The organism is Branchiibius cervicis, from assembly GCF_042661605.1.
GTDB lineage: Bacteria > Actinomycetota > Actinomycetes > Actinomycetales > Dermatophilaceae > Branchiibius > Branchiibius cervicis.
In genome coordinates this window covers 579,441-603,686 of record NZ_JBHSWJ010000002.1, presented here as the reverse complement: position 1 = coordinate 603,686, position 24,246 = coordinate 579,441, and the positions used below count along the sequence as shown (strand labels likewise).

At 68.3% G+C, this 24,246-nt stretch carries 27 protein-coding genes; 13 read left to right on the top strand and 14 right to left on the bottom strand.

The window, feature by feature from the left end; all coding sequences use genetic code 11:
• Positions 1-795 carry an IclR family transcriptional regulator domain-containing protein gene (locus ACFQBT_RS03440; protein WP_377820392.1) on the bottom strand — a complete coding sequence of 265 codons (795 nt, stop codon included), beginning with the start codon at positions 793-795 and terminating at the stop codon, positions 1-3.
• A gap of 128 nt (positions 796-923) precedes the next feature.
• Between ACFQBT_RS03440 and ACFQBT_RS03435 the strand changes: the two genes are divergently transcribed.
• The 10 genes from ACFQBT_RS03435 to ACFQBT_RS03390 all read left to right on the top strand — a co-directional run bounded on the left by ACFQBT_RS03435 (position 924) and on the right by ACFQBT_RS03390 (position 11,447).
• The gene (locus ACFQBT_RS03435; protein ID WP_377820390.1) at positions 924-1,706 is read left to right on the top strand and encodes a crotonase/enoyl-CoA hydratase family protein; all 783 of its coding nucleotides are present in this window, start codon (positions 924-926) and stop codon (positions 1,704-1,706) included.
• On the top strand, positions 1,703-3,673 hold the full coding sequence (locus tag ACFQBT_RS03430) for an acetoacetate--CoA ligase (protein ID WP_377820389.1): 1,971 nt from the start codon (positions 1,703-1,705) through the stop codon (positions 3,671-3,673). The genes ACFQBT_RS03435 and ACFQBT_RS03430 overlap by 4 nt, the downstream gene beginning before the upstream one ends.
• 8 nt (positions 3,674-3,681) lie before the next feature.
• On the top strand, positions 3,682-4,569 hold the full coding sequence (locus ACFQBT_RS03425) for a 3-hydroxyacyl-CoA dehydrogenase NAD-binding domain-containing protein (RefSeq protein ID WP_377820388.1): 888 nt from the start codon (positions 3,682-3,684) through the stop codon (positions 4,567-4,569).
• The gene (locus ACFQBT_RS03420) at positions 4,566-6,062 is read left to right on the top strand and encodes an acyl-CoA synthetase (RefSeq protein WP_377820386.1); all 1,497 of its coding nucleotides are present in this window, start codon (positions 4,566-4,568) and stop codon (positions 6,060-6,062) included. Before ACFQBT_RS03425 ends, ACFQBT_RS03420 begins: the two co-directional genes overlap by 4 nt.
• Positions 6,063-6,079: 17 nt before the next feature.
• Complete coding sequence (locus ACFQBT_RS03415) at positions 6,080-6,946, top strand: amidohydrolase family protein (RefSeq protein WP_377825336.1); 867 nt, start codon at positions 6,080-6,082, stop codon at positions 6,944-6,946.
• Positions 6,947-6,976: 30 nt separating this feature from the next.
• Positions 6,977-7,417 carry a MarR family winged helix-turn-helix transcriptional regulator gene (locus ACFQBT_RS03410; RefSeq protein WP_377820385.1) on the top strand — a complete coding sequence of 147 codons (441 nt, stop codon included), beginning with the start codon at positions 6,977-6,979 and terminating at the stop codon, positions 7,415-7,417.
• Between the two features lie 49 nt (positions 7,418-7,466).
• The gene (locus tag ACFQBT_RS03405) at positions 7,467-9,158 is read left to right on the top strand and encodes an MFS transporter (protein WP_377820383.1); all 1,692 of its coding nucleotides are present in this window, start codon (positions 7,467-7,469) and stop codon (positions 9,156-9,158) included.
• 94 nt (positions 9,159-9,252) lie between these two features.
• Positions 9,253-9,996, top strand: coding sequence for a LamB/YcsF family protein (locus ACFQBT_RS03400; protein ID WP_377825334.1), 744 nt, complete (start codon positions 9,253-9,255; stop codon positions 9,994-9,996).
• 18 nt (positions 9,997-10,014) lie between these two features.
• On the top strand, positions 10,015-10,587 hold the full coding sequence (locus ACFQBT_RS03395; RefSeq protein ID WP_377825332.1) for a 5-oxoprolinase subunit B family protein: 573 nt from the start codon (positions 10,015-10,017) through the stop codon (positions 10,585-10,587).
• A complete protein-coding gene (locus ACFQBT_RS03390; protein ID WP_377820381.1) occupies positions 10,584-11,447 on the top strand; it encodes a 5-oxoprolinase subunit C family protein in 864 nt (287 codons plus the stop codon). Before ACFQBT_RS03395 ends, ACFQBT_RS03390 begins: the two co-directional genes overlap by 4 nt.
• A 136-nt stretch (positions 11,448-11,583) precedes the next feature.
• On the opposite strand, the gene ACFQBT_RS03385 is transcribed toward ACFQBT_RS03390, so the two are convergent.
• The gene (locus ACFQBT_RS03385; RefSeq protein ID WP_377820380.1) at positions 11,584-12,192 is read right to left on the bottom strand and encodes a TetR/AcrR family transcriptional regulator; all 609 of its coding nucleotides are present in this window, start codon (positions 12,190-12,192) and stop codon (positions 11,584-11,586) included.
• On the opposite strand from ACFQBT_RS03385, the gene ACFQBT_RS03380 reads away from it, so the two are divergent.
• Positions 12,186-12,725 (top strand): MFS transporter, encoded by a 540-nt coding sequence (locus ACFQBT_RS03380; protein WP_377820379.1) that lies wholly within the window; start codon positions 12,186-12,188, stop codon positions 12,723-12,725. The genes ACFQBT_RS03385 and ACFQBT_RS03380 overlap by 7 nt on opposite strands.
• On the opposite strand, the gene truA is transcribed toward ACFQBT_RS03380, so the two are convergent.
• On the bottom strand, positions 12,671-13,498 hold the full coding sequence (gene truA / locus ACFQBT_RS03375; protein ID WP_377820377.1) for a tRNA pseudouridine(38-40) synthase TruA: 828 nt from the start codon (positions 13,496-13,498) through the stop codon (positions 12,671-12,673). The two genes, ACFQBT_RS03380 and truA, sit on opposite strands and share 55 nt — an antisense overlap.
• Positions 13,499-13,533: 35 nt before the next feature.
• Between truA and ACFQBT_RS03370 the strand changes: the two genes are divergently transcribed.
• Positions 13,534-13,887 (top strand): hypothetical protein, encoded by a 354-nt coding sequence (locus tag ACFQBT_RS03370; RefSeq protein ID WP_377820376.1) that lies wholly within the window; start codon positions 13,534-13,536, stop codon positions 13,885-13,887.
• A 29-nt stretch (positions 13,888-13,916) separates the two neighbouring features.
• Here ACFQBT_RS03370 and rplQ read toward each other — a convergent pair whose 3' ends face one another.
• From rplQ to infA, 7 genes are all read right to left on the bottom strand, one after another.
• Positions 13,917-14,477 carry a 50S ribosomal protein L17 gene (gene rplQ / locus ACFQBT_RS03365; protein WP_377820375.1) on the bottom strand — a complete coding sequence of 187 codons (561 nt, stop codon included), beginning with the start codon at positions 14,475-14,477 and terminating at the stop codon, positions 13,917-13,919.
• 59 nt (positions 14,478-14,536) lie between these two features.
• Positions 14,537-15,562 carry a DNA-directed RNA polymerase subunit alpha gene (locus tag ACFQBT_RS03360; protein ID WP_377820373.1) on the bottom strand — a complete coding sequence of 342 codons (1,026 nt, stop codon included), beginning with the start codon at positions 15,560-15,562 and terminating at the stop codon, positions 14,537-14,539.
• 146 nt (positions 15,563-15,708) lie between these two features.
• Positions 15,709-16,317 (bottom strand): 30S ribosomal protein S4, encoded by a 609-nt coding sequence (gene rpsD, locus ACFQBT_RS03355; RefSeq protein ID WP_377820371.1) that lies wholly within the window; start codon positions 16,315-16,317, stop codon positions 15,709-15,711.
• 29 nt (positions 16,318-16,346) lie between these two features.
• Complete coding sequence (rpsK, locus tag ACFQBT_RS03350) at positions 16,347-16,748, bottom strand: 30S ribosomal protein S11 (protein WP_377820369.1); 402 nt, start codon at positions 16,746-16,748, stop codon at positions 16,347-16,349.
• 65 nt (positions 16,749-16,813) lie between these two features.
• Positions 16,814-17,188, bottom strand: coding sequence for a 30S ribosomal protein S13 (gene rpsM / locus ACFQBT_RS03345; RefSeq protein ID WP_109683765.1), 375 nt, complete (start codon positions 17,186-17,188; stop codon positions 16,814-16,816).
• A gap of 279 nt (positions 17,189-17,467) precedes the next feature.
• Complete coding sequence (rpmJ, locus tag ACFQBT_RS03340; protein WP_013862061.1) at positions 17,468-17,581, bottom strand: 50S ribosomal protein L36; 114 nt, start codon at positions 17,579-17,581, stop codon at positions 17,468-17,470.
• Positions 17,582-17,684: 103 nt separating this feature from the next.
• Positions 17,685-17,906 carry a translation initiation factor IF-1 gene (infA, locus tag ACFQBT_RS03335; protein ID WP_006946284.1) on the bottom strand — a complete coding sequence of 74 codons (222 nt, stop codon included), beginning with the start codon at positions 17,904-17,906 and terminating at the stop codon, positions 17,685-17,687.
• Positions 17,907-18,445: 539 nt separating this feature from the next.
• On the opposite strand from infA, the gene ACFQBT_RS03330 reads away from it, so the two are divergent.
• Positions 18,446-19,777, top strand: coding sequence for a cytochrome P450 (locus ACFQBT_RS03330; RefSeq protein ID WP_377820366.1), 1,332 nt, complete (start codon positions 18,446-18,448; stop codon positions 19,775-19,777).
• 6 nt (positions 19,778-19,783) lie between these two features.
• Here ACFQBT_RS03330 and ACFQBT_RS03325 read toward each other — a convergent pair whose 3' ends face one another.
• From ACFQBT_RS03325 to ACFQBT_RS03310, 4 genes are all read right to left on the bottom strand, one after another.
• Positions 19,784-20,005 carry a LuxR C-terminal-related transcriptional regulator gene (locus tag ACFQBT_RS03325; RefSeq protein WP_109688295.1) on the bottom strand — a complete coding sequence of 74 codons (222 nt, stop codon included), beginning with the start codon at positions 20,003-20,005 and terminating at the stop codon, positions 19,784-19,786.
• Positions 20,006-20,019: 14 nt separating this feature from the next.
• Positions 20,020-20,451 (bottom strand): response regulator, encoded by a 432-nt coding sequence (locus ACFQBT_RS03320; protein WP_377820365.1) that lies wholly within the window; start codon positions 20,449-20,451, stop codon positions 20,020-20,022.
• The gene (locus ACFQBT_RS03315) at positions 20,448-22,703 is read right to left on the bottom strand and encodes a sensor histidine kinase (protein WP_377820364.1); all 2,256 of its coding nucleotides are present in this window, start codon (positions 22,701-22,703) and stop codon (positions 20,448-20,450) included. The genes ACFQBT_RS03320 and ACFQBT_RS03315 overlap by 4 nt, the downstream gene beginning before the upstream one ends.
• Positions 22,704-22,788: 85 nt before the next feature.
• The gene (locus tag ACFQBT_RS03310; protein ID WP_377820362.1) at positions 22,789-24,153 is read right to left on the bottom strand and encodes an FAD-dependent oxidoreductase; all 1,365 of its coding nucleotides are present in this window, start codon (positions 24,151-24,153) and stop codon (positions 22,789-22,791) included.
• Positions 24,154-24,246 lie beyond the last annotated feature (93 nt).

Below are 24,246 nucleotides of genomic sequence, written 5' to 3'. Positions count from 1 at the left end.
CTAGAGCCCGGCGAGCCGGGCATCCTGCCCGATCACGTCGGCCGCGTGCAGCAGTGCCGGCAGGAACTGCTCGGTTCGCAACTGATCGGCCGTGCCGGCGCGGGTCGAGACATTTACCGCCGCGATCACCCGGCCGTCCGAGCCTCGGATGGGCGCCGCCAGCGACACCAGCCCGAGTTCCAACTGCTGATCGTTGAGGCTGTAGCCGTGCTCACGGACCGCAGCCAGCTCTCTTGCCAGCTCGCCTCGGTCGGTCACGGTGTGCGCAGTCAGCGGCACCAGGTCGACGTCCGCGAGCAGCCTGTCCAGCTCCTGCGGCGCGAGGTCGGCCAGAAGGACCTGGCCCATCGACGTCGCGTACGCCGGGAACCGGGTGCCCACCGTGATCGCCACTGTCATGATCCGGGTGAGCGCGACCCGTGCCACATAGACGATGTCGGACCCGTCCAGCACCGCCACCGAGGAAGACTCCCCCACCCGCTCGGACAATTGCTGCAGATGCGGCTGGGCGATGTCGGGCAGTTTCATCGAGGACAGATAGGCGTACCCGAGATTGAGCAGCTGGGGCGTGAGCCGGAAGAGCCGGCCGTCCGAGCGCATGTAGCCCAGATCCATCAACGTGAGCAGGAACCGGCGCGCCGTCGCGCGGGTCAGGCCGGTACGCCGTGCGACATCGCTCAGCGTCATCTCCGGGTGGGCGGCGTCGAATGCCTGGATGACGGCCAGGCCCTTGGCCAGGCTCTGCACCCGGCCGTCACGTTCCGCCGCCGGTGCGTCGGCGTCGTCAACGGTCATAATGCCCCCACTGTGCGCAGGACGGACGGAAGTTCGTAGATCGCACCATCGTAGCCAGGGCGGCCCGGTCCTTGACGAACCGTGCTCGCGTCGTCAATACTCAGGAAACCTGATTATTAGGAGTGACCGTGGACACAGCCCTGCCGGAGACCTTGCGGCTCGAAACCCGCGACGCCGTCGCCGTCCTGCACCTCGCCCGACCCGAGAAACGCAACGCGCTGGACGACAAGACCGTCCGCGGGGTCGAGGACTTCTTCCGGCACCTGTCCCCCGGTATCGGGGCGGTCGTCCTGGCGGCCGAGGGGGACCACTTCTGCGCGGGCCTCGACCTGTCGGAGATGACCGAGCGCTCGGCCATCGAGGGTGTTGCTCACTCACAGATGTGGCACCGCGCCTTCGCCGAGATCGAGCACGGCCCGGTGCCGGTGATCGCGGCGCTCAAGGGCGCGGTCGTCGGCGGCGGCCTCGAACTCGCCGCGGCTGCCCATATCCGCGTCGCCGAGGAGTCCACCTTCTACGCACTGCCGGAGGGCCAGCGCGGCCTCTTCGTCGGCGGCGGCGCCTCGGTGCGCGTGCCCCGCCTGATCGGCGTCTCCCGCATGATGGACATGATGCTGACCGGGCGTCGCTATGACGCGCAGGACGGCGAGCGCATCGGCCTGAGCCAGTACGTCGTCGCCGACGGGACCGGGGTCGACGTCGCCGTGGAGCTGGCCTCCCGCATCTCGCAGAACGCCGCCCAGACCAATTTCGCGGTGACACAGGCCCTTCCGCTCATCGCTGAAGCCAACCCTCGCGAGGGCTATCTGATGGAATCCCTCATGGCCGCGCTGGCCCAGGGCACGGACGACGCCAAGCGCCGGATGAACGACTTCCTGGCCGGCAAGGCCGCCAAAGTGGGTCGCCCGTGACCACGATCGCCACCCGCCCCGACGTCGTGCGGGCACCCTCTCCCGACGTACTCGACACCACGGAGATCGGCCGCTTCGTCCGTTGGCTGGGCGACCACCGCGGCCTGCGGATCAGCACCGCTCAGGAGCTGTGGCAGGCCTCCGTGGATGACATCGACGGCTTCTGGTCGGCGATCTGGGAGTTCTTCGACATTCGCAGCCACACGCCGTACACCGCGGTCCGCACGCCCGGTCCGATGCCCGGGGTCCAGTGGTTCCCCGGTGCCACTCTCAACTACGCCGAGCACATGGTCGGCACCGACGACGATCTGGATTCGACGGTAGTTCTTGGCCGTTCGCAGACCCGCCCGGATGTCGACCTGACCTTCGGTCAGTTGCGCTCGCAGGTCGCCGCCGCTCGCGCCGTTCTCCAGAAGCTCGGGGTCAAGCGCGGTGACCGCGTCGTCGGCTACCTGCCGAACGTGCCGGAGACCCTCGTGGCCTTCATGGCGACGGCCAGTCTCGGCGCCACCTGGGCCTCCTGCGCAACGGAGTTCGGCGCCCGGAGTGTGATCGACCGCTTCGGTCAGATCGAACCCGTGGTGCTGCTGGTGGCCGGTGGCTACCGGTTCGGCGCCAAGGACGTCGACCTCGCGGGCAACGTGGCAGCGATCCGAGCCGGTCTCCCGACGCTCAAGGCTGTGATCGACATCGAGTACGGCGAATGGCGAGTACCCGAGTCCCTCCCGTGGAGTGGCTTGTTGGCCCAGCACGCCGACGCCGACCTCGCGTTCGAGCCGGTGCCCTTCGACCACCCGCTGGTGGTGCTCTTCTCCTCCGGTACCACCGGGAAGCCGAAAGCCATCGTGCACGGCCACGGCGGATTGCTGCTGGAGCACCTCAAGAACGACGCGCTGTCCTGGGATCTCAAGCCCGGCGACCGGATGCTGTGGTTCACCACCACGGCCTGGATGATGTGGAACGCCCTGGTGTCGGCGCTCCTGACGCGGGCCAGCGTCGTGATGATCGATGGCAACCCGGCCTACCCGGACCTGCGGTGGCAGTGGGAGCTGGCGCAGGAGACCGGTGTCACGCTGATGGGTGCCGCCCCCGGCTTCGTCATGGGCTGCCGCGCCGCCGGCGTCGATCTGCATGACCTGGACCTGAAGATCCGGACCATCGGGTCGGCCGGATCCCCTCTACCGCCAGAGGGATTCGACTGGATCTACGACCAACTCGGCCCCGACGTCCTGCTCAACCTGGGCTCCGGCGGCACTGACGTGTGCAGTGGCATCGTGCAGAACAATCCTCTCCTGCCGGTCATCCGCGGCCGGATCTCCGGGCGCGCCCTCGGCGTCGCGGCGTACGCCTTCGACGACAGCGGTCATCCGGTCCTGGACCACCCCGGCGAGTTGGTCATCACCGAACCCATGCCCTCGATGCCGGTCGGCTTCTGGGGTGATGCCGACGGCGAACGGCTGCGATCGACGTACTTCGACCGATGGCCGGGTGTCTGGCGGCACGGTGACTGGGTGAGTTTCGACTCCGACGGCAGCTGCGAGGTCTCCGGTCGCTCGGACGCGACGCTCAACCGCGGTGGGGTGCGCCTGGGCACCGCCGAGTTCTACCGCGTGGTCGAGGAATTGCCGCAGGTGACCGACTCCCTGGTCGTGCACCTGGAGGACACCGCCGGCGGCAACGGTGAGCTGCTGCTCTTCGTCGCGCTGCCCGAGGGCGCCGAACTCGACCAGGACCTTCAACGCAGCATCGGCCGGGAGTTGCGCACCGCCTTGTCTCCCCGGCACGTCCCCGACCAGATCGTCCAGGTGCCGGTCATCCCCCGTAACCGCACCGGCAAGAAGCTGGAGCTGCCCGCCAAGCGGGTGCTGACCGGTGCCCCGGTGGAGGTGGTCGCCGGTCCGGACACGCTGGCCGATCCGACCTCGCTGGATGCCTTCGTCACCTGGGCGGCGGAGAACCCGCGATGAAGCCGCCAGTGCGCGCCGCCGCCGTCGTCGGCGCAGGAGCCATCGGCGTCAGCTGGGTCGAACTGCTGACCCGCCATGACATCCCGGTCGTCGTCGCCGATCCGGACCCGGCCGCAGCGGACCGGGTCCGCAAGAGCCTTGGCGATCAGGCCGGCGTGACCTTCGTGACCGACCCGGCGCGGGCCGTCGCCGATGCGGACATCGTCTTCGAGGCCGGACCCGAACGGTTGGACGTCAAGCAGGAGCTGTTCGCCCGGATGGACGCAGCGGCCCCGCTGGACACCCTGCTGACCAGCAGCTCGTCGGGCTTCACGCCGACCAACATCCAGGCGCGGTGCGCGCACCCTGAGCGGGTGCTCGTGGCGCATCCGTTCAATCCGCCGGATCTCGTCCCCCTGGTCGAGGTGGTCGGCGGAACTCGCACGGCCGGCGCCGCGATCGAGCGCACTGTCGACATCCTGGCCGCCCTCGGCAAGGAGCCGGTCCGGTTGCACCGCGAGTTGCCCGGACACGTCGCCAACCGGCTGCAAGCGGCCCTGTGGCGCGAGGCCTACTACCTGGTCCAGGAAGGCGTGGTCTCGGTGGCCGATCTGGACCGGGCGATTGCATCCGGTCCGGGCCTGCGCTGGGCACTGCTCGGCCCGATCGCCACCCAGCACCTGTCCGGCGGCGAGGGCGGTCTGCGGCACGTGCTGGAGCACCTGGGTCCGCCCATGGTGGCGTGGTGGGCCGATCTGGGTGAGCCGACCTTCGACGCCGCGCTGATCGACCGACTGGTCTCCGGCGTCGAGGACGAGGTCGGCGGACGCGAGGAGGCCCTGCGCGAATCGCGGGACCACGCCTTACGAGAACTGTTGACGCTCAAAGCCCGAGCGGGACTGCAGGAGGATCAGTGAAGGATCAGGGGATCGGTTCCTGGCCGGCCCGCAGGGCCCGCATGACACCGCGCAACGTGGCGCTGATCGAGGGCGACGACACCGTCACGTACGCCGACCTGGACGACCGGGTCCGTGGCCTGGCCGCGGGCTTGCACCAGCGCGGTGTGACCGCCGGTGATCGGGTTGCGTTCCTCGGGCTCAACTCGATCGCCTTCGTCGAGACCATGTTCGCGGTCGCCCGCCTCGGGGCCATCTTCGTACCGGTCAACACCCGCCTGGCCCAGACCGAACTGGCCTACGTGCTGACCGACAGCGGGACGTCGGTCCTGTTGCACCAGGACCAGTTCAGCGCGGTGATCGATGCGGCGGCCCCGGAGTCCGTCACATCGATCCCGGTCGGGGACGGCGCAGACGCTACGGCGCAATTACGCTCCGGGACAGACGATCCGGCGAGTGAGGTCGGTGTCGCGCTGGACGACGTTTTCATGTTGCAGTACACCTCCGGCACCAGCGGCCGCCCCAAGGGCGTCATGCTGACGCACGGCAACGTCACCTGGAACGTGATGAATCTGCTCGTGGATGTGGACCTACGCAGTCGCGAAGTCGCCCTGGTCACGGCCCCGATGTTCCACACGGCCGCCCTGAATCAGGTCTTCCTGCCGGTCTTCCTCAAGGGCGGCACCAGCCTCTTGGAAGGCCGTTTCGATGCGGGCCGCGCCATCGAGCTGATCGAGCAGCACCGGGTGACGATGCTGTTCGGTGTCACCTCGATGTATCAGTCGATCGCCGCGCAGCCGGCTTTCGCGGATGCTGATCTCAGTAGCCTGACCCATGCCCTCAGCGGCGGGGCGCCGATCCCGGAGAGTCTGCTGACCCTCTATGCCGACCGCGGGCTGGGGTTGTTCCAGGGCTACGGCATGACCGAGACATCTCCCGGCGCGACGATGCTGCGCGAAGCCGACAGCATCCGCAAACTGGGCACCGCCGGCACGCCCTGCTTCTTCAGCGACGTGCGGGTCGTCGACGCAACCGGCGCGGACGTGGCCGTCGGGCAGTCCGGTGAGGTGTGGGTGCACGGTCCCAACGTCAGTCCCGGCTACTGGCACAACGAGACCGCGACCGCAGCGACCTTCACAGACGGCTGGGTGCATTCCGGTGACATCGCCGTGATGGACGACGAAGGATATGTGCGGATCGTCGACCGGCTGAAGGACATGTACATCTCCGGCGGCGAGAACGTCTACCCAGCAGAGGTCGAATCGGCGATCTACAGCCACGACGCCGTCGCCGAGTGTGCCGTGATCGGGGTGCCCGATCAGCAATGGGGTGAGGTCGGCCGGGCCTTCGTGCGCCTCACGCCAGGCGCGACGCTGACCCACGAGGAGTTGCTGGAGCATCTGGCGCCCCGCCTGGCCCGGTACAAACTCCCCCGCTCTACCGTCTTCGTGGCGGATCTGCCGCACAACGCATCGGGCAAGCTGCTGCGCGCCCGGTTGAAGGAGGACGCATGACCCGCTATGAGCCCACGGTGAACCTCGACGCGATCCGGGCGATCGACGTACACGTGCACGTGGAGCAGGACGATCACGGTCACTTCTCATTGGACGAGGAGTTGATGCGGGCCTCGGACGCCTATTTCAGGGGCAGTGAGAACCGCACCCCCACGGTCGCGGACCTGGCCGAGCGCTACCGGGATTCCGGCATGGCCGCGGTCATCTTCACCATTGACGCAACGACCGCGATGGGGCACCCGGCGCTGTCCAGTGAGGAGATCGCCTCCGCCGCAGCTGAATTCGCCGACACGCTGATCCCGTTCGGTTCCGTGGACCCGCACCAGGGCGGGGCTGCGGTGGACCGCGCGCGGGTGTTGGTGCAGGAGTACGGCGTGCGCGGATTCAAGTTCCACCCGAGCGTCCAGGCGTTCGACCCCTCCGACCAGCAGTTCTACCCGTTATGGGACGCCGTGCAGGAGTTGGGCGTCCCGGCGCTGTTCCACACCGGCCAGAACGGCATCGGGGCCGGCCTGCCCGGCGGCCGGGGCATCAAACTGCGCTACTCCAACCCCATCCTGCTGGACGACGTCGCCGCGGACTTCCCGGGCCTGACAGTGATCCTGGCCCATCCGTCGGTGCCCTGGCAGGCCGAGGCCATCTCGATGGCCACCCACAAAGCCAACGTCTTCATCGACCTGTCCGGCTGGCGGCCGAAGTACTTCCCACCGGAGTTGGTCCGCGCGGCGGGCGGGATGCTGCGGCACAAGGTCCTCTTCGGCACGGACTACCCGCTGATCACCCCCGAGCGATGGCTGGCGGACTTCGAGGAGTTGCCGATCGGGGCAGAGCACCACGAACAGATCCTCAAGCTCACCACCGCCCGGATCCTGGGTCTGTCCTGATCGGCCGGCAGCCCTCACTACGCTGAGCGCATGAACCGAGCGGAACCGAGCTTGCTCTACCAGGTGAAGCAACTCGAGCTTGCGGTGCGCTCCCAATTGGACGACGTCGTAAGGCCGTTCGGCCTGACCACCATGCAGTACACCGCCATGACGGTGCTCGAGCGCGATCCGGACATGACCTCGGCCAGGTTGGCCCGCGCCTCCTTCGTCACCGCCCAGAGTATGGCCGACATCGTGACCGGTCTGACCGAGCGGGATCTGATCGACCGGCATCGCGACCCGCAGGACCGGCGCCGGTTGGTCCTGTCGCTGACCGACCGCGGTCGTGAGGTGCTGGCGCACTGCCGCGGTCCGGTCGCCGACCTCGAGCGCCGGATGATCGTCGGCCTGGACACGGAGACCGTGACGCAGTTGCGCACGGCGCTGCGCGATTGCCGTCGCAACCTGACGGACCCCTCACCGCCAAAATAATCATCAGGAAGTCTGTTCATCAGGTTTCCGTTGTGATTTACTTCACTCCATGAGCGCAACTGTTGATTCGTCGCGGAGTACGTCGGGCACCATGCACCGGCTGAGCAAGGGCACCCTGCTCGCCAGTTGCTTCGCGGTCGCCGTCGCCCAGATCGGCCTGTCCATCCCGGCCGTTCTGAATGGATCGATCCAGCTGGATCTGAACACCACGTCCACGCAGCTGACCTGGGTCTCTGACGCCTTCCTCGTGCCGGTCACCCTCTTCGAGCTGACCTTCGGCGTGCTGGGCGACCTCTTCGGTCGCAAGCGGCTGCTGGCCATCGGTGGCGCCCTGGTCGCCGTCGGTATGGTGCTGGTCTTCTTCACCCCGACCTCCGGATCGCACAGCACCCAGCTGTTGTTCCTGTTCGGCGGCCAGGCGCTCGGCGGCCTGGGCGCCGCAGCGATCTTCCCGACGTCGGTGGCGATGCTCGCCGCCGGCACCCACTCGGTGAAGGAACGCTCGAAATCGATCTCGATCTGGGCCGCTTCGCTCACTGCCGGCGGATTCATCTCGCCGCTGATGGCCGGGCTGCTCTTCGAGCTGCCGCACTCCGGCGGCGAGCACGCCAGCTGGCGCTGGGGCTTCCTGGCCCTGGCCATCCTGGGCGCGATCAGCATGCTGATCACCCTGGCCTTCGCCAGCAATTCCGCCTCGCCGTTCGGCCGCTCGCTCGACATCCCGGGCCAGATCACCGTGGCGGTCGGTCTGTTCGCGCTCGTCTTCGGTGTCATCCAGGGCGCTGAGGGCGACTGGACCTCCCCGCTGGTGTTGGGCAGCTTCGCGCTGGCCGTCATCTTCCTGGCGGCGTTCGTCGTCATCGAGCGCCGCACGACCCACCCGCTGGTCCAGCTGGACCTCTTCGCCAACCGGGTCTTCGTCGTGACCGCCGTGGTGACGATTCTGACGATGTTCGCCTACCTGGGCACCGCCTACGCCACGAGCATCCGGCTGTCGGCCATCCAGGGCTACTCGCCGCTGATGACCGCCATCGGCTTCGTCTGCCTGAACATCATGGGCGTGGTGCTGTTTCCGTTCAGTTCGCAACTGCTGCAGCGCTACAACCCCGGTTGGGTGCTCGCCGGCGGTGCCGCGCTGATCGCCATCGGCGACCTGTGGATCGCGGCCGTCCCGGCGACCCACATCTCCATCGCCGCCATCGCGATCCCGCTGCTGATCGTCGGGTCCGGCTTCAAGCTGGCGGTCACCTCGATCACCGCGGTCTCGGTCAACAGCGTGCCCACCGATAAGGCAGGAATGGCCAGCGGCATGACCAGCATGCTGCGTGACTTCGGCCTCACGATGGGCCCGGCGATCGTCGGTGCCATTGCGCTGACCCACGCCGCCAACGAAATCTCGGCAAAGGTCGCCGCCTCCCCCGCGCTGACCAAGGCCCTGGCCGCCTTCAACGCGGCGCCAGCCCACGTGCCCGCCGAACAGCGCGAGGCGGTCGAGGGTGCGGTCCACGCCGTCAACTCCGGTCCGATCGGGGCCAACGGCGTGCCGGCGACAGTCACGCTGCCCAACGGTCAGACCCAGCCGTTCAACCCGTTGAAGGACACGGCTTTCCACGCCCTGTCCAACGCCTACGCCATCGGCTTCCTGGTCTGCGGGATCGCGGCGCTCGTGGCCGCCGTCATCGCCGGTGTGCTCCTGGGCGGCCGACCGCACTACCACCGGTTCGTGGAGCAGGACTCCTGAGCCGCTGACCGCACCGCCGATGATCGCCACCGGGACCTCTCGGTGGCGATCATCTGCATCACGCGCACGCCATGATGGGGACGTGAGCGACCACATCGACCTCAACGCCGACCTGGGCGAGTCCTTCGGCCGGTGGCAGCTCGGCGACGACGCCGGTCTGCTGCCCCATCTCACCTCGGCCAACGTGGCGTGCGGCTTCCACGCCGGCGACCCGGCGACGCTGGTGCGCACGTGTTCCATGGCCGTCGAGCACAACATCCGGATCGGCGCCCAGGTCGCCTACCGGGATCTGGCCGGCTTCGGCCGCCGGTTCGTGGACGCGTCGTACGACGAGTTGTTCGCCGACGTGCTGTACCAGATCGGCGCACTGGACGGCATCGCCCGCAGCCAGGGCGGCCGGGTGGCCTACGTCAAACCGCACGGCGCGCTCTACAACACCGCAGTGCGTCATGAGGCGCACGCCCGCGCGGTGGTGGACGCCGCCATCGCGGCGGGCGGTCTGCCCGTGATGGGATTACCGGGATCGCGGCTGCTCTCCTACGCCGGCGCTGCCGGATTGGTTTGTTACGCAGAAGCATTCGTGGACCGTGCCTATGCCGCTGACGGCACCCTCGTGCCGCGCTCGGCGCAGGGTGCGGTGCTCACCGATCTGTTGGAGGTATGCGACCGGGCTACGTCGATCGCCGTGGATCACCGGGTCCGATCGATCACCGGTGAGATGGTGGCGATCGAGGCGGACTCGTTGTGCCTGCACGGGGACACCGCCGGCGCGGTGGGCCTGGCGCACGCCGTACGGGATGCGTTGCGGGCCGCGGGCGTGCGGGTGGCTGCGTCGTGATCCTCCGCCCGTACGCCGATCGCGGACTTCTCGTCGACCTCCTCCCGCTCGCAGCGGCGAGCGCTCCTGCAGGCGCTGGACAGCCGGGCGGACCTGGAGGTCGTCGCCGGGGAACAGTCGGTGCTGGTGCTCGCGCCGCCCGGCCGGCGGAAGGCGCTCGCCGAAGAGGTGCGGGCTCTGGACCTGCGCCGACCCGTGGCGGCCGATGACCTGCGTGCACACGTCATCCCCGTGCACTACGACGGCGCGGATCTCGCGGCCGTCGCGGAGGTCTGGGGCTGCGCACCGGAAGCGGTCGCCGACCGGCACGCACTGATCCCCTGGACCGTCGAATTCCTCGGTTTCACACCGGGTTTCGGTTATCTCGTCACCGATGTAGACCTCCCGCAGATGCCACGTCGCGAATCACCGCGCACTCGCATCCCCGCCGGCAGTGTGGCCCTTGCCGCGCACTATTGCGGCATCTATCCCCACGCCACGCCCGGCGGCTGGCAGTTGATCGGCCGCGCCGACGTCACGCTCTTCGACCCCACCGCGCAGGACCCGGCGCTGCTACACCCCGGTGACACGGTCCGCTTCATCCCGGCATGACCGCGCTACGCGTCATCGCCGTCGGGCCGCAGGCCCTGATCGAGGATTTGGGCCGCCCCGGCCACCTCCGGATCGGTGTCGCACCGAGCGGAGCCGTCGACGCACCCAGTTTGCGGCTGGCGAATCGTGTGGTCGGCAACCCGGAGGACGCTGCCGGCCTCGAGGTCCTTCTGGGTGGGCTTGTGCTGCGACCTGATGCGGCGGTGGTGGTGATGGTCACCGGTGCTCCCACGCCCATCACCGTCGAAGGCAGACCGGTCCCGTTCGGTGAGCCGGTGACCGTGGCGGTCGGGTCACGGCTGTCCCTCGGGCGTCCCCCGAGCGGTCTTCGCAGCTACGTGGCCGTCCGCGGTGGCATCGAGGTGGCGCCGGTACTCGGTTCGCGCAGCACCGATACTTCCAGCGGCCTCGGGCCGAAGCCACTGCGCGCGGGCGACCTGCTTCCTGTCGGCCCGCCCCCGGACCGTCCGGTGAACCACACCGACAGCGTGCGCGTCCCCGACGGCGCACACCGGTTGGTGGCGGACCTCGGACCGCGCGACGATCTCCTGACCAGCGCCGCGAAGGACCAACTGGCCCGGTGCGATTGGCGCGTCTCGGCGCACACCGATCGGATCGGCGTACGACTGGAGGGCCCCCAACTGGAGCTCACGCACACCGGCGAACTGCCCAGCGCCCCGATCATTGCGGGCGCCATCCAGGTGCCGCCCGACGGCCAGCCGATCGTCTTCCTGCAAGACCACCCGACCACGGGCGGCTACCCGATCGTGGCGTGTGTGCGGGCGCCGGATCTGAGTAGTCTGGGGCAGGCTGCACCGGGCGAGATCGTCCGCATCGTCGTGCGGGAGAACCGGGTCTGAGCGATGACCGCCAGGTCAGTTCGCGCGGCTCAGCAACGTTTGCGCGGGTTGTAGCTCGCGCAAACGTCGATAACCCGCGCAGATCCAGTAGTCCGATGCGCTGTAAACCCAGTCCCGGGCCGAAAGCCCGGGTGGATTAGACCATCGGCCGGGTGGCCTGCCGGGCGATTCCGTCCAACAACTCAGCCTCGGCCGGCCAGGGGAAGCGCCGCACCGCATCGGTGAGGCTGACCAGGCCGTGGATCGCGCACCACAGCAGCACCCCTCGCTGGCGTGCTTCATCCTCCGGAAGCGGCACCCGCCGCAGCACCGAGACCGTCATCTCGAACTGGTCCTTGCCCGGGTACTGCTCCCCCACCAGCTGCGTCACGCCGAGGGTGGTGGTGAACAACGCCTTGTAGGCCCCCGGATAAGCGCGAGCGAACGCCAGGTAGCCATCGCCGTACGCCCTGATCTGCTCGTACGGCGTGGGACCTGCCTGGGCGGCCGCCTCCTGTAGCGCGGCTCCGAAACGTTCGTAGAACGCGGTCTTCATCGCCATCAGCAACTCATCCAGGGAGTCGAAGTGCAGGTAGATCGATGTGGTGGCGACACCGACCTCGCGCGCGACCGCCCGCAGGGACAACGACCACGGGTCCTCAGCCTGTTCGGTGAGCCGCATGGCCGCCTCGATGATTTCGGTCCGCAGCTGGCCCCCTTCACCACGAGCGGCGGGGCGGCGGCGGGCGGCAGTGGTGGATGCCATGGCGACAGTCGCACCTCGACGCCGCCTCCGATTGGACTGCGACCGCGCCGGGTTTCGTCGTAGCCGGACTCGGCCTGGGCGCCTCCAGCGCCGTCCTGTCCGCAGCGGCCCTGGCGACCGTCGAGCCGGACCGCTCGGGGATGGCGACCGGGATCGTGAACACCCTCCGGCAAATCGGCACTGCCACCGGCGTAGCGATCTGCGGCGCTCTCTTCACCGGGGCCGCATCGTCACATGTGCACACCGCTCTGGACGGGGCTGCACCCGCCGCGCGGATCACCGCGCTGGCCGACGCCGTGTCTTCGGGCGCCGGAGCCCGGGTGGCCGCCGGATTGCCTGCGGCGCAGCGGGAAACGGTAGCGCAGGTCGCCCGCGCCGCCACCGCCGAGGCGATTCACACCATCTTGTGGGTAGGCGGCGCCGTTGCCCTGATCGGCGCCGTGGTCTGCCCCCTGTTGTTGGTGCAGAACCGGCCGGTTCAGTCCGCCAATGAGCGCACCGAGCGAGACTCCCTGGCCCGTACGCCGAGTTGATCGTCGCGCGGGTACTTCACCTCTTCGAGACACAAGCCGTGCGGCGGCATCACCAGGATCGCTGAGTCCCGTTGTCGCGCAGCGAGTTTCTGCCCCGGCCAATAGCGCGGCTGTCGTCCCTCACCCACCGGAACGACCACACCGACCAGGGACCGCACCATCGAGTGGCAGAACGCGTCGGCGATGACGGTGGCCACCAGGACGCCGTCGTCGTCGCGCGTCCAGTCATAGCGCAGCAGCGTACGGACCGTCGTCGCGCCCTCGCGCCGCTTGCAGAAGGCGGCGAAGTCATTCAGACCCACCAGCGCATTCGCGGCCTCGTGCATCGCTTCGACATCCAACGGCTTGCGCCAGGACACCGTGTCGCCACGCCGGATCGGATCCGCCCAACCGTCCGCGAGCCGGTAGCTGTACCGCCGCGATGTCGCCGAGAACCGTGCGTCGAAGCCGTCCGGTGCCACGCTGACCGCGCGCACCCGGAGGTCCTGCGGCAGCACGCCGTTCAGGCGCGTCACCGCCGCCGCGTCCGGGGTGCGGTCCGAGCGGCCCGGCAGATCGTCGTACGCCGATGGGTCCACGTCCAGGTGGGCGACGGCTCCGCGGGCGTGGACTCCCGCATCGGTGCGCCCGGCGGTTGTCAGCCTCGGCGGCGGTGTCCGAAGCACGGTCCCCCAGGCCGAGGACAGTTCGGATTCGACCGTCCGCAGCCCGGGTTGGGCGGCCCAGCCGGCGAACCCGGCCCCGTCGTACCCGAAATCCACCCGCACACGCACTCGCTCAGCCTAGCCAGGCGCCCTAGTCTGAACAGATGCCGGAGGTCACCGTCGACGACGACCAGCTGCAGATCTCGCTCAACCATCGCGAGCACCTGCTCACCCTCACCTCGACCTTCGAGGTGCCCCTGTCAGCGATCGCCGACGCGAAGGTCTTCGAGGAGGGCCAGCACCTGCCGTGGTGGCGGGTCGGCACGCACTTCCCCGGCGTGTTCCGGGCGGGCCGCTTCCGCGGCGATGGTCTGCGGTATTTCATCTTCCACCGCGCCGGCCGGCCGGCTGTCGACATCACGCTGGTCGACCAACGGTTCGACCGGTTGATCGTCGACGTTGCCGATCCGGATGCGCTGGTCAGCGAGCTGCGAACGCACGAAGGTCCCGCCCGGTAACCCGGGCGGGACCTTCGCAGCGTCAGCGATCAGGCCTTCGCGTCGTCCTCGGCGGTGTCGTCGCCGGCGACGGCGTCCGCTTCCTCGGCGACGGTGGGCTCCTCGACCGGTGCCTCGGCTTCGACGATCTCCTCGGCGGGAGCAGCGTCCTCGTCAGCAGCCTTGGTCGAGGCGGCCTTCTTGGTCGCACCCTCGGCCTCGGCCACGACGGCGCGCTTCGGCTTGGCGTTCACCGGCTCACGGACGAGCTCGATGACGGCCATCGGCGCGTTGTCGCCCTTGCGGGGACCGATCTTGGTGATGCGGGTGTAGCCACCGTCACGACCGTCCATGTCGGGGGCGATCTCGGTGAAGAGGCGGTGCACGACACCCTTATCGCGCACCACGGTCAGCACACGGCGGCGCGAGTGCAGGTCACCGCGCTTGGCGAAGGTGACCAGACGCTCGGCCAGCGGACGCAACCGCTTGGCCTTGGCCTCGGTGGTGGTGATGCGGTCGTACTCGAACAGGCTCGTCGCCAGGTTGGCGAGGATGAGCCGCTCGTGTGCGGGTCCGCCACCGACGCGGGGGCCCTTAGTAGGGGTAGGCATTGGTTCTCCTAGTAGTTATCCGGAGGCTCGGACGACATAAGTCCGACTCCCGTTGCGGCTCAGTACTGCTCGTCCTCGGCGAAGGCGGCGTCGTCATCGTCGACGTCGTCCTCGTAGCGGTCGGCGATGGCGCTCGCGTCGAACCCGGGCGGGCTGTCCTTGAGCTGCAGACCCATCTCCTGCAACTTCTCCTTGACCTCGTCGATGGACTTCGCACCGAAGTTGCGGATGTCCAGCAGGTCGGCCTCGCTGCGCGCGACGAGTTCACCCACGGTGTGGATGGCCTCGCGCTTGAGGCAGTTGTAGGAGCGGACCGTCAGGTCCAGGTCCTCGATCGGCAGGGCCAGGTCGGCGGCCAGCGCGGCGTCGGTCGGCGAGGGGCCCATGTCGATGCCCTCAGCCTCGACGTTGAGCTCACGGGCCAGACCGAACAGCTCGACCAGCGTCTTACCGGCGGAGGCCATCGCGTCGCGCGGGGCGATCGCGTTCTTGGTCTCCACGTCGACGATCAGCTTGTCGAAGTCGGTGCGCTGCTCGACACGGGTCGCCTCGACCTTGTAGGTCACGGCCAGCACAGGCGAGTAGATCGAGTCGACCGGGATGCGGCCGATCTCCTGGTCAGCGGACTTGTTCTGCGCCGCGGACACGTAGCCACGACCGCGCTCGACGGTCAGCTCGACCTCGATCTTGCCCTTGTCGTTCAGGGTGGCGATGTGCAGCTGCGGGTTGTGCACCTCGACACCGGCCGGCGGCGCGATGTCCGCAGCGGTGACCTCACCGGGGCCCTGCTTGCGCAGGTACATCACGACGGGCTCGTCGTGCTCGGAGGAGACGACCAGACCCTTGACATTCAGGATGATCTCGGTGACGTCCTCCTTGACCCCGGGGATCGTGGAGAACTCGTGCTGCACACCGTCGATGCGCAGGCTGGTGACCGCCGCGCCCGGGATGGACGACAGCAGGGTGCGACGCAGGGAGTTGCCGAGCGTGTAGCCGAAACCGGGCTCCAGCGGCTCGATGACGAACCGCGAACGGTTGTCGGAGACGAACTCCTCGCTGAGGGTGGGGCGCTGTGCGATGAGCACTGTTCATTCCTTCCCACGGGCGACCGCTATATGACGCCTCGTGAATGGCCGCCGGGCCATCTGTCCGAACCGGCGGGGTTCGGTACGCCGAGTGCGCGCCTGCGCTTGTGACAAGCCCGGGCGAGCGCTCGGCGTACCGGCGTGGATCAGTTCTTCGAGTAGAGCTCGACGATCAGCTGCTCCGAGAGCGGAACGTCGATCTGCTCACGGGTCGGCAGCTGGTGGACCAGGACCTGCAGGGTGCCCTCGGACACGTGCAGCCAGGCCGGCACCGGACGATCACCGAAGGTCTCGCGAGCCAGCTGGATCGGGAAGGATTCCCGGGACTTCTCGCGGACGGTGATGATGTCGTACTGCTCGACGCGGTAGGACGGGACGTCGACACGCACGCCGTTGACCTCGAAGTGGCCGTGGGTGACCAGCTGGCGGGCGGCCCGACGGGTACGGGCCAGGCCGGCGCGGTAGATCACGTTGTCCAGGCGGGACTCCAGGATGGTCAGCAGGTTCGCACCGGTCTTACCGGGGCGACGCGCCGCTTCCTTGTAGTAGCGGACGAACTGCTTCTCCATGACGCCGTAGGTGAAGCGAGCCTTCTGCTTCTCCTGCAGCTGGTTCAGGTACTCCTTCTCCTGGATGCGACCGCGGCCGTGCTGGCCGGGCGGGAAGGGGCGCTGCTCGAAGCTCTTGTCGCCGCCGACCAGGTCGACCTTGAGGCGACGGGACTTCTTGGTGATGGGTCCGGTGTAACGGGCCATGATTCAGATCTCCTTTTCGGTCCGTCGCGTCAGCTGCGGCGCTTGGGCTGGCGGACACCGTTGTGCGGCTGCGGGGTGACGTCGGCGATCGCGCCGACCTCGAGGCCCGCGGCGGCCAGCGAACGGATGGCGGTCTCACGGCCGGAGCCCGGACCCTTGACGAAGACGTCGACCTTGCGCATGCCGTGCTCCATGGCGCGGCGGGCGGCGGCCTCGGCGGCCATCTGGGCGGCGTACGGCGTGGACTTACGCGAGCCCTTGAAGCCGACCTGGCCGGCGGAGGCCCACGAAATCACCGCACCGGTCGGGTCGGTGATGGAAACGATGGTGTTGTTGAACGTGCTGCGGATGTAGGCGTTGCCTGCGGCAACGTTCTTCTTCTCCTTGCGGCGCACCTTCTTGGCGCCCGCTACACGGCTCTTGGGAGGCATTCTCTTAAACTCCTGTGTCAGTTCTCAGCTGTGCTCGAAAAGGAAGCAGTCCGCTTAGAAGCGGATTACTTGGCCTTCTTCTTGCCGGCCACGGTCTTCTTCGGGCCCTTACGGGTGCGCGCGTTGGTCTTCGTGCGCTGACCGTGGACGGGCAGGCCACGACGGTGGCGCAGGCCCTGGTAGGAGCCGATCTCCACCTTGCGGCGGATGTCGGCGGCCACCTCGCGGCGCAGGTCACCCTCGAGGCGGAAGTTGCCCTCGAGGTAGTCGCGGAGCTGAACCAGCTCTTCGTCGCTGAGGTCACGGACACGGGTGTCCGGGTTGATGCCGGTCGCTGCCAGCGTTTCCTGGGCGCGGGTCTTGCCCACGCCGAAGATGTAGGTAAGGCCGACCTCGACGCGCTTCTCGCGCGGCAGGTCGACACCGATCAAACGTGCCATGGCGGTGCGTTCTCCTGTGGTGTGTCGCTGCGAGCCTTGCGGGCCCGCAACGTGCGGAGGTCTGGTGCAACGTCGGTCCCGTTGGTCGACGGCTCCCGGTGTGTGGGTGCCGGCTCGAACCGGAGTGGTTCTTGCGGGTCCCCGGCCTCCGCGGCCGGGGGTGGCGTCCTGCGCGTGCTGCGCAGGGGCTGGGCGTTGCGGTTGGTGTCGTTCAGTTGTGGGTACTACTTCTTGCTGGTCTTGAAGACCGGCGGGTCGTGCGGGGCGGTGGCCCTGCGATCAGCCCTGGCGCTGCTTGTGGCGCGGGTTCTCGCAGATCACCATGACCCGGCCGTGACGGCGGATCACCTTGCACTTGTCGCAGATCCTCTTGACGCTCGGCTGGACCTTCATCTGCCTACCGTCTCGAAGTCGGGCCGCTTCTCGTGATGAGCTGCGGCGGTTGATCTGTGGGTGGGTGCGTCCGGATGGACGCGGGGTGTTGCTGGTATCGCGGTCAGCGGTACCGGAAGACGATCCGGCCGCGGGTCAGGTCGTACGGGCTGAGCTCCACCACCACACGGTCCTCGGGGAGGATCCGGATGTAGTGCTGGCGCATCTTGCCCGAGATGTGAGCGAGAACCTTGTGACCGTTGGTCAACTCCACCCGGAACATGGCGTTCGGGAGAGCTTCCACGATCGTGCCCTCGATCTCGATGACACCGTCCTTTTTGGCCATAAATCTGCCCCCGCCTGCGCGGGTTAACCTCCAGAATTGTCTGACTACGATGAGTGCGGACCGGAATGCATGGTCGGCATCCGTCTCAACGGCGTGCCTTCACAGGACATTCCTGACCCGACGTACTAGCCTACCGGTCCGCGCGATACCGCCCAAATTGGCGGCGAGGGAGCGTGAGCGGAGGTTGCCGACGGAGCGCAGCGCAGTCGGCGGCCGCAGCGGAGCGCGAACCGAGCGCCACGACGATTTGGCGGCGAGGGAGCGTGAGCGGAGGTTGCCGACGGAGCGCAGCGCAGTCGGCGGCCGCAGCGGAACGCGAACCGAGCGCCACGACGATTTGGCGGCGAGGGAGACACCCCCGATGTGCGCGGGTTGTCGACATACGCGCGGGCTATAGGGCGCGCATGTGTCGATACACCGCGCGAATCCCGGGCGAAGAAGTCGGCGTGACGGTCGCCCGACCACCTACCACTGCGTAGCCATCGGAATGTAACCTGGGTCACTACAGCTGTCGTAAAACCACCGGGAGCAGCACGACCATGAGCCTGACCCACCTGCCCAGCCTGCATCGCCCCATCAACCAGGGTGTCGGCGTACGTCATAAGGCGCAGTCGATGCTGCACTGGGGGCTCTCGCAGGGCTTACCCATGGCGGTGGTCAAGTTCGCCGGCCGCGACGGCGACCCGCAGGCCCGCTTGATGGAGGCAGGCGGCGACGACGACGTGTGGGAGGTCATCGAGCAGGTCCGCGCCCAGGGCCCACTGGTCAAGGGCCGGGTCACCTTCATCAGCGCCGACCACGCGGTGGTGGACGAGGTGCTGACCTCCAAGGCGTTCCGCACCGGCAACCCGCTGGATCGACTGGGCTTCCTGGCTACCGCCAGCGCCCGCCTGCGGCCGGCCACGATGCACCCGCTGGTCGAGCCATCGCTCCTGGTCACCGAGCCACCGGACCACACCCGCTACCGCAAGCTGGTGACCCGGGTCTTCACGATGCGCGCGGTCGAGAAGCTGCGCGACCGCGCCGAGACCGTCGCCGCCGAGTTGCTCGACGAGCTCGACGGCCGCACCGACCTGGTCGAGCAGTACTGCAGCCTGCTACCGGTCACCCTGATCTCCCAGATCCTCGGGATCCCGACATCCGAGCGCCGGGAGGTACTCGCGATGGGCTCGGATATCGCCGCCAGCCTGGACTTCGGGCTGTCCTGGCCGGAGTACCGCGATGTCGACGCCGGCCTGCGCCGTTTCGACGCCTGGCTGGAAACCCACATCGAGACGTTGCGCGGCAAACCCGGCGATGACCTGCTCAGCCAACTGGTGCAGGTCCAGGACGAGCACGGCGCGCTGGACATGGCCGAGCTCAAGGCAACCGCGGGCCTGGTGCTGGCGGCCGGGTTCGAGACCACGGTCAACCTCCTCGGCAACGGCATCAAGCTGCTGCACGACCACCCCGATGAGCTTGCCGAACTCCGGCAGGACCCGGCCCTGTGGTCCAACGCCGTCGAGGAGATCCTGCGCATCGATCCCCCGGTGCTGCTGACGGCCCGGTTCGCACCGGAGCCGACAACCCTTGAGGGTCAACACATTTCCGCGGGCACCCAGGTCGTGGTGCTGCTGGCCGGAGCGAACCGCGACCCCAAGGTCTTCCACGACCCGAGCCGCTTCGATGTGACCCGCGCCAACGCGCGCGAGCACCTGTCGTTCTCCGCGGGCCGCCATCACTGCCTCGGTGCGGCCCTGGCCCGGATGGAGGGCGAGGTCGGTCTGAAGGCGTTCTTCGACCGCTACCCGGACGTCACCTTGCTGCCCGGCGCCAAGCGCCGGCCCACCCGCATCCTGCGCGGCTGGCGAACCCTTCCCGCGCAGGTCTGAGCGGGCCTACAGGTCGACGTACCCGTCCTTGGTCGCCTCCCGTAGCGAGGCGTACAGGTTGCTCACCGGTCGCCCCAGCTCGGCGTACCGTGCGGCGATCCGCTGCACGTAGGTCTCCACGGTGCGCGCCGAAACAGGTTGCGGCAAGGACTTTCCGATCGCCTTCTTGGGTACGCCGGCCGCCAGCTGCCGCAGCACCTCCACTTCGCGCGGCGCGAGTGAAGCCATCAAACCCTCTTCGGTCAACAGCGCTTCCGCGAAGTGACTGGACACCGCGAATTCCCCGCCGCAACCGACCGGATCGCGTCGACCAGGTCCTCCTCCGGATCGGACTTCAGCGCGAGCCCGGACGCGCCCGCACTCACCAACGCCCGAAGTTGGGCCGGCCGGGTGCTGGCGGTGAAGAGCAGCACCCGCAGACCACGCCCGACGACCATGGCGACATTGGCCTCGGGGTCGCTGCCGTCGTCGAGATCGACGTCCAGCAGCACCAGATCGGGTCGGGCGTTGCGGTCCCAGTCCAGGTCCTTGACGCTGGAAACCAGGAAGTCGACCTCGATGTCCGGCGCGATCTGGGCCAGTCCGCTGATCACCCCGCGTAGCACGATCGGATGATCATCGACCACTCCGATCCGGATCGATCCGGGCGCCTGATCCGTCAAGTGCTCGCTCACTCTGTCATCATCGCCGAGCCCGGCGGCCCCGGGACAGTCCGGTGAACTCCGGACACCTGAGCCGAATCGAACTGCACCACAAGGTACGTCGACCCATCCGTTCGCAGGGATCCCACCCCGAGTGCACTGAGCCGGTCAACCGAATCCCGGTCCGCGGGTCGCACGGTGACCGTGGTCCGCAGACCGTCCGGGCCGTCGGTGCTGGACACGCCGATCCGGGCGGGCACCGAGCAGACCAGGCTTTCCAGGACCCGCGCCACCGCGTCGATGTGCGCGTCCGGCATGGGTGCGACCTGGCTCAAGGTGACATGCCCGCCCATCTCCCGCAGGCGGTGCACCGCGGCCCGCAGCTCGGCCGGCCACCGCGTCGTCGGCCCGCCGAGGCTGTCGCGCACCCACGCTTCGAGCACGGCGGCCCGGAGTCGCACCGCGGCCGCGCGAGGATCCTCGCGGTCGTTGGCGATGTCGGCGAGGAAGGGCTGGATCCGGGCACGCAAGCCCCCGACCCTGTCGCGCAGCGCCTGCTCCCGCAGATCCGCCTCGACCTGGCGCACCACGCTGTGCTGCCGGATCTCATTGTCCTGCAGCGCTCGACCCACCCCGCGTTTGGTCCACCAGGCGCCGCCGACGATAAGCGGCGCCAGAGCAAACGGCGCGAACAACGCACCCGCCAGGCCGAGGATCTGGTTGAGACCCGCGCCGCTGGCGACCAGCAGGGTGATCGGAAGTATCGCGATGACCAGCACCGCAACCGCACATTCCACCAGCGAGCGCCCGACGACGGAGAACGCCACCAACGGCATCGCCGAGGAGGCCAACCAGAACAACGTCGGGTCGGCCGCGCCCGCCGGCAGGGCATAGGCGTTCAAGGCGATCGCTGTGCACGCGATCACGACCATGGCCAGGTGCATCCGCCAGCCGATGTCCCGCCGCCGATAGGTCCACGCTCCGTAGCACCACGCCAGCACCACCAGCATGGTGCCCAGAACGGCGGCCCAGGGGTGCTTCAGTTCGCCGGCGCGCAGGGCGCACTGCAGCATGCAGGCCACGACGAAGGGCCCGCTGATCAGCACCGCGACACGTCGGGCCCGGATCTGATCGACCCAGTCCGGATCGTCACTGGGGTCGCGGTCCCACTGCAGCCGCACGCGGGTGCCGTTCGCGCCGGAGGTGATGCTCGCCGTACCGGCTATCTCGCCCATCCGCGCGACGATCCCGTCCCGCACGCCGTACCGGTCGCGCGGCACGTGAGCCGGTTTGAAACCCCGCCCGCGGTCGATCACCTCGACCGCGACCGTGTCGCGCTCGTAGCGCAGTACGACGCGCGCCTCCTGGACCCCCGCGTGTCGCCGGACGTTGCGCAGCGCCTCACGCACCGCGGCGGCAACCACCTCGACGACGTCCGGGGCGACGACCACCGACGCGAGGTCGAGATCGACCGACAGACCGCTCTCGGAAGCGACCTCGGCCAGCACGCCCCCGAGGTCGACCGTCGGCGGGTCGATCGTGCTCAGGTCGGTCAGCCGATCGCTGGCTTCCGCGGCGATGGAGCGCACTTCGGCGCGGTCGAGACGCTCGCTCAACGTCACAGCGCGCAGCGCATGCGCCACTTCGTCGTGCAGGAAACGGTCGACCCATCGGGTGTGTGCCTCCTTGCCCAGCGACCTGGCCTCCGCGGCCAACTGGCCCACCTGCCGGCGCTCCCGGGCATCGTTCACCTGGCCGACCCGGCGCAACAGTGCGGCGGCCTGGGCGGTGGCGACGGCCGCCGCGCAAGCACCGAGCACCTCGACGATCGCCAGCGCCGGCCGGTGCGGATCGACGACCCACCGCGCCACGACCGCCAACACGACGACCGCGGAGGCGAGGACGCCGCCGCGCCAGTCGGGCAAGCCCAGCAGGATGTAGAGCAACGGCAGCGCAAGCACCACGGTGACCCACCACCCGGCACCGTCCTCGCGGAAACCCACCCGGCCCAGCCCGCAAACCAGAGCGATGACCGCTGCCACGACGCTCACGACGATGGCCACGTCGCTGCGAAAGCCCCAGCGCCATACCCCGCCTGCGAGGGCGATGAGGGCCAGCGTCGTCAGGACCCCGGCCATCGCCGCGGCTGTCGAATCCAGCAGTAAGTTCGCCGAACTGCCCCACATGACCGCGAGGAACAGCACCGACGCACCGCAGTAGAACCCGCGGCTGACTCGCTCCATGGTCCCTGACCACGAACTCGTGGGTACTTCGACGACAGTCACGACACCTAGCGTGTCATCTGCATCGTGTACGGCGACATCAGGGACGTGCCGATCCAGCGGGGATCGGCGTACTCCGAGTGCGGGCTCAGGCGCTGATCCGGGCGATCCGGACCATGTCCTCGCGGGGGACGACCTTCACCCGCTCACGGGTGTGCTGGTGGGTTTCGCCGAGGGATCGCTCGTGCTCATCGAGGCGCTGCCAGCCTTCCCAGGTGGTGAACTCGATGCCGCGCTCTGCAAGGTAGCGCTCGACGGCCTCGGGGCGCGGGGATTCCGGAGCCGCCAGCTGGTCAGCATCATCCAACAGCAGGGAAATAGTCTGGGCCGCATCCGATTTGGTGTGGCCGATCAGCCCGACCGGTCCGCGCTTGATCCACCCGGTGACGTAGGCGCCCGGCAACGGCGAACCGTCGATCTCCAGGACCCGGCCACCGTCGTTGGGCACGATGCCGCGGGCCGCATCGAAGGGCAGGCCGGTGAGACTGTCGGAGTAGTACCCGATCGCCCGGTATACGGCCTGAACCGGCCACTCCTTGAACTCCCCGGTCCCCCGGACGTTGCCGGTGCCGTCGAGTTCGGTGATCTCGGTACGCAATCCGACGACCTGGCCGTCCTGTCCGAGCACCTCGACGGGGTTGTTGCAGAAGTGGATGTGGATGCGATGCGCCGCACCGGTCTCGTCCTTGGCGAGGTAGTTCTGCAGGACGTCGACGGTCAGCTTCTGGCTCTTGGAGTTGCGCAGCGCGTCCATCGAGCCCTCGTCGAACTCGAAACCTTCCGGGTGGACGATGACGTCGATGTTGGGACTGTGGGACAGCTCGCGCAACTCCATAGGGGTGAACTTGACCTGAGCCGGCCCACGACGCGCAAAGACGTGGATGTCCTTGGCGGCGTTGGATTTCAGGCCCTCGTAGACGTTGTCCGGGATCTCGGTGACCAACAACTCGTCGGCGGTCTTGGCCAGGATCCGCGCGACGTCGAGACCGACGTTGCCGACCCCGATGACCGCGACCTGCTCGGCGTGCGGCTGGAAATCCCACGTGCGCGGCGCTTCGGGGTGCCCGTCGTACCAGGCTACGAAGTCCGCCGCACCGTACGAGCCGGCCAGGTCGATGCCCGCGATGTCCAGGTCGCGGTCCCGGCGTGCGCCCGTAGCGAAGATGACCGCGTCGTAGAACTGGCGCAAGTCCTCGAGTTTGAGGTCGTTGCCGTAGGACACGTTGCCGAAGAACCGGATCTGGGGCTGGTTCATCACCCGGTGCAGGGCTTTGACGATTTCCTTGATCCGCGGGTGGTCCGGGGCGACGCCGTACCGGATGAGCCCGAACGGTGTCGGGTCGGCCTCGAGGATATCGACGCTCACATCCCGATCCGACTTGGTCAGGATGTCCGCGGCGTAGATCCCGGCGGGACCGGCGCCGACCACGGCGACGCGCAGATGCCTACTCAATGGTGTGCTCCATCAGCAACAGAAACGATCAGAACTAAGGCCATCCTAACTCCGTGATGCGTCACGACGAAATGGCAACCCAACACTAAGTTA

Bases quoted from the DNA above. Each gene is read 5' to 3' on its own strand.
- ACFQBT_RS03440 (WP_377820392.1), bottom strand. From the start codon at position 795: ATGACCGTTGACGACGCCGACGCACCGGCGGCGGAACGTGACGGCCGG.
- ACFQBT_RS03410 (WP_377820385.1), top strand. From the start codon at position 6,977: ATGAACCGAGCGGAACCGAGCTTGCTCTACCAGGTGAAGCAACTCGAG.
- ACFQBT_RS03405 (WP_377820383.1), top strand. From the start codon at position 7,467: ATGAGCGCAACTGTTGATTCGTCGCGGAGTACGTCGGGCACCATGCAC.
- ACFQBT_RS03390 (WP_377820381.1), top strand. From the start codon at position 10,584: ATGACCGCGCTACGCGTCATCGCCGTCGGGCCGCAGGCCCTGATCGAG.
- ACFQBT_RS03380 (WP_377820379.1), top strand. From the start codon at position 12,186: ATGCCATGGCGACAGTCGCACCTCGACGCCGCCTCCGATTGGACTGCG.
- ACFQBT_RS03385 (WP_377820380.1), bottom strand. From the start codon at position 12,192: ATGGCATCCACCACTGCCGCCCGCCGCCGCCCCGCCGCTCGTGGTGAA.
- ACFQBT_RS03370 (WP_377820376.1), top strand. From the start codon at position 13,534: ATGCCGGAGGTCACCGTCGACGACGACCAGCTGCAGATCTCGCTCAAC.
- rplQ (WP_377820375.1), bottom strand. From the start codon at position 14,477: ATGCCTACCCCTACTAAGGGCCCCCGCGTCGGTGGCGGACCCGCACAC.
- rpsD (WP_377820371.1), bottom strand. From the start codon at position 16,317: ATGGCCCGTTACACCGGACCCATCACCAAGAAGTCCCGTCGCCTCAAG.
- rpsK (WP_377820369.1), bottom strand. From the start codon at position 16,748: ATGCCTCCCAAGAGCCGTGTAGCGGGCGCCAAGAAGGTGCGCCGCAAG.
- rpsM (WP_109683765.1), bottom strand. From the start codon at position 17,188: ATGGCACGTTTGATCGGTGTCGACCTGCCGCGCGAGAAGCGCGTCGAG.
- rpmJ (WP_013862061.1), bottom strand. From the start codon at position 17,581: ATGAAGGTCCAGCCGAGCGTCAAGAGGATCTGCGACAAGTGCAAGGTG.
- infA (WP_006946284.1), bottom strand. From the start codon at position 17,906: ATGGCCAAAAAGGACGGTGTCATCGAGATCGAGGGCACGATCGTGGAA.
- ACFQBT_RS03330 (WP_377820366.1), top strand. From the start codon at position 18,446: ATGAGCCTGACCCACCTGCCCAGCCTGCATCGCCCCATCAACCAGGGT.
- ACFQBT_RS03325 (WP_109688295.1), bottom strand. From the start codon at position 20,005: ATGGCTTCACTCGCGCCGCGCGAAGTGGAGGTGCTGCGGCAGCTGGCG.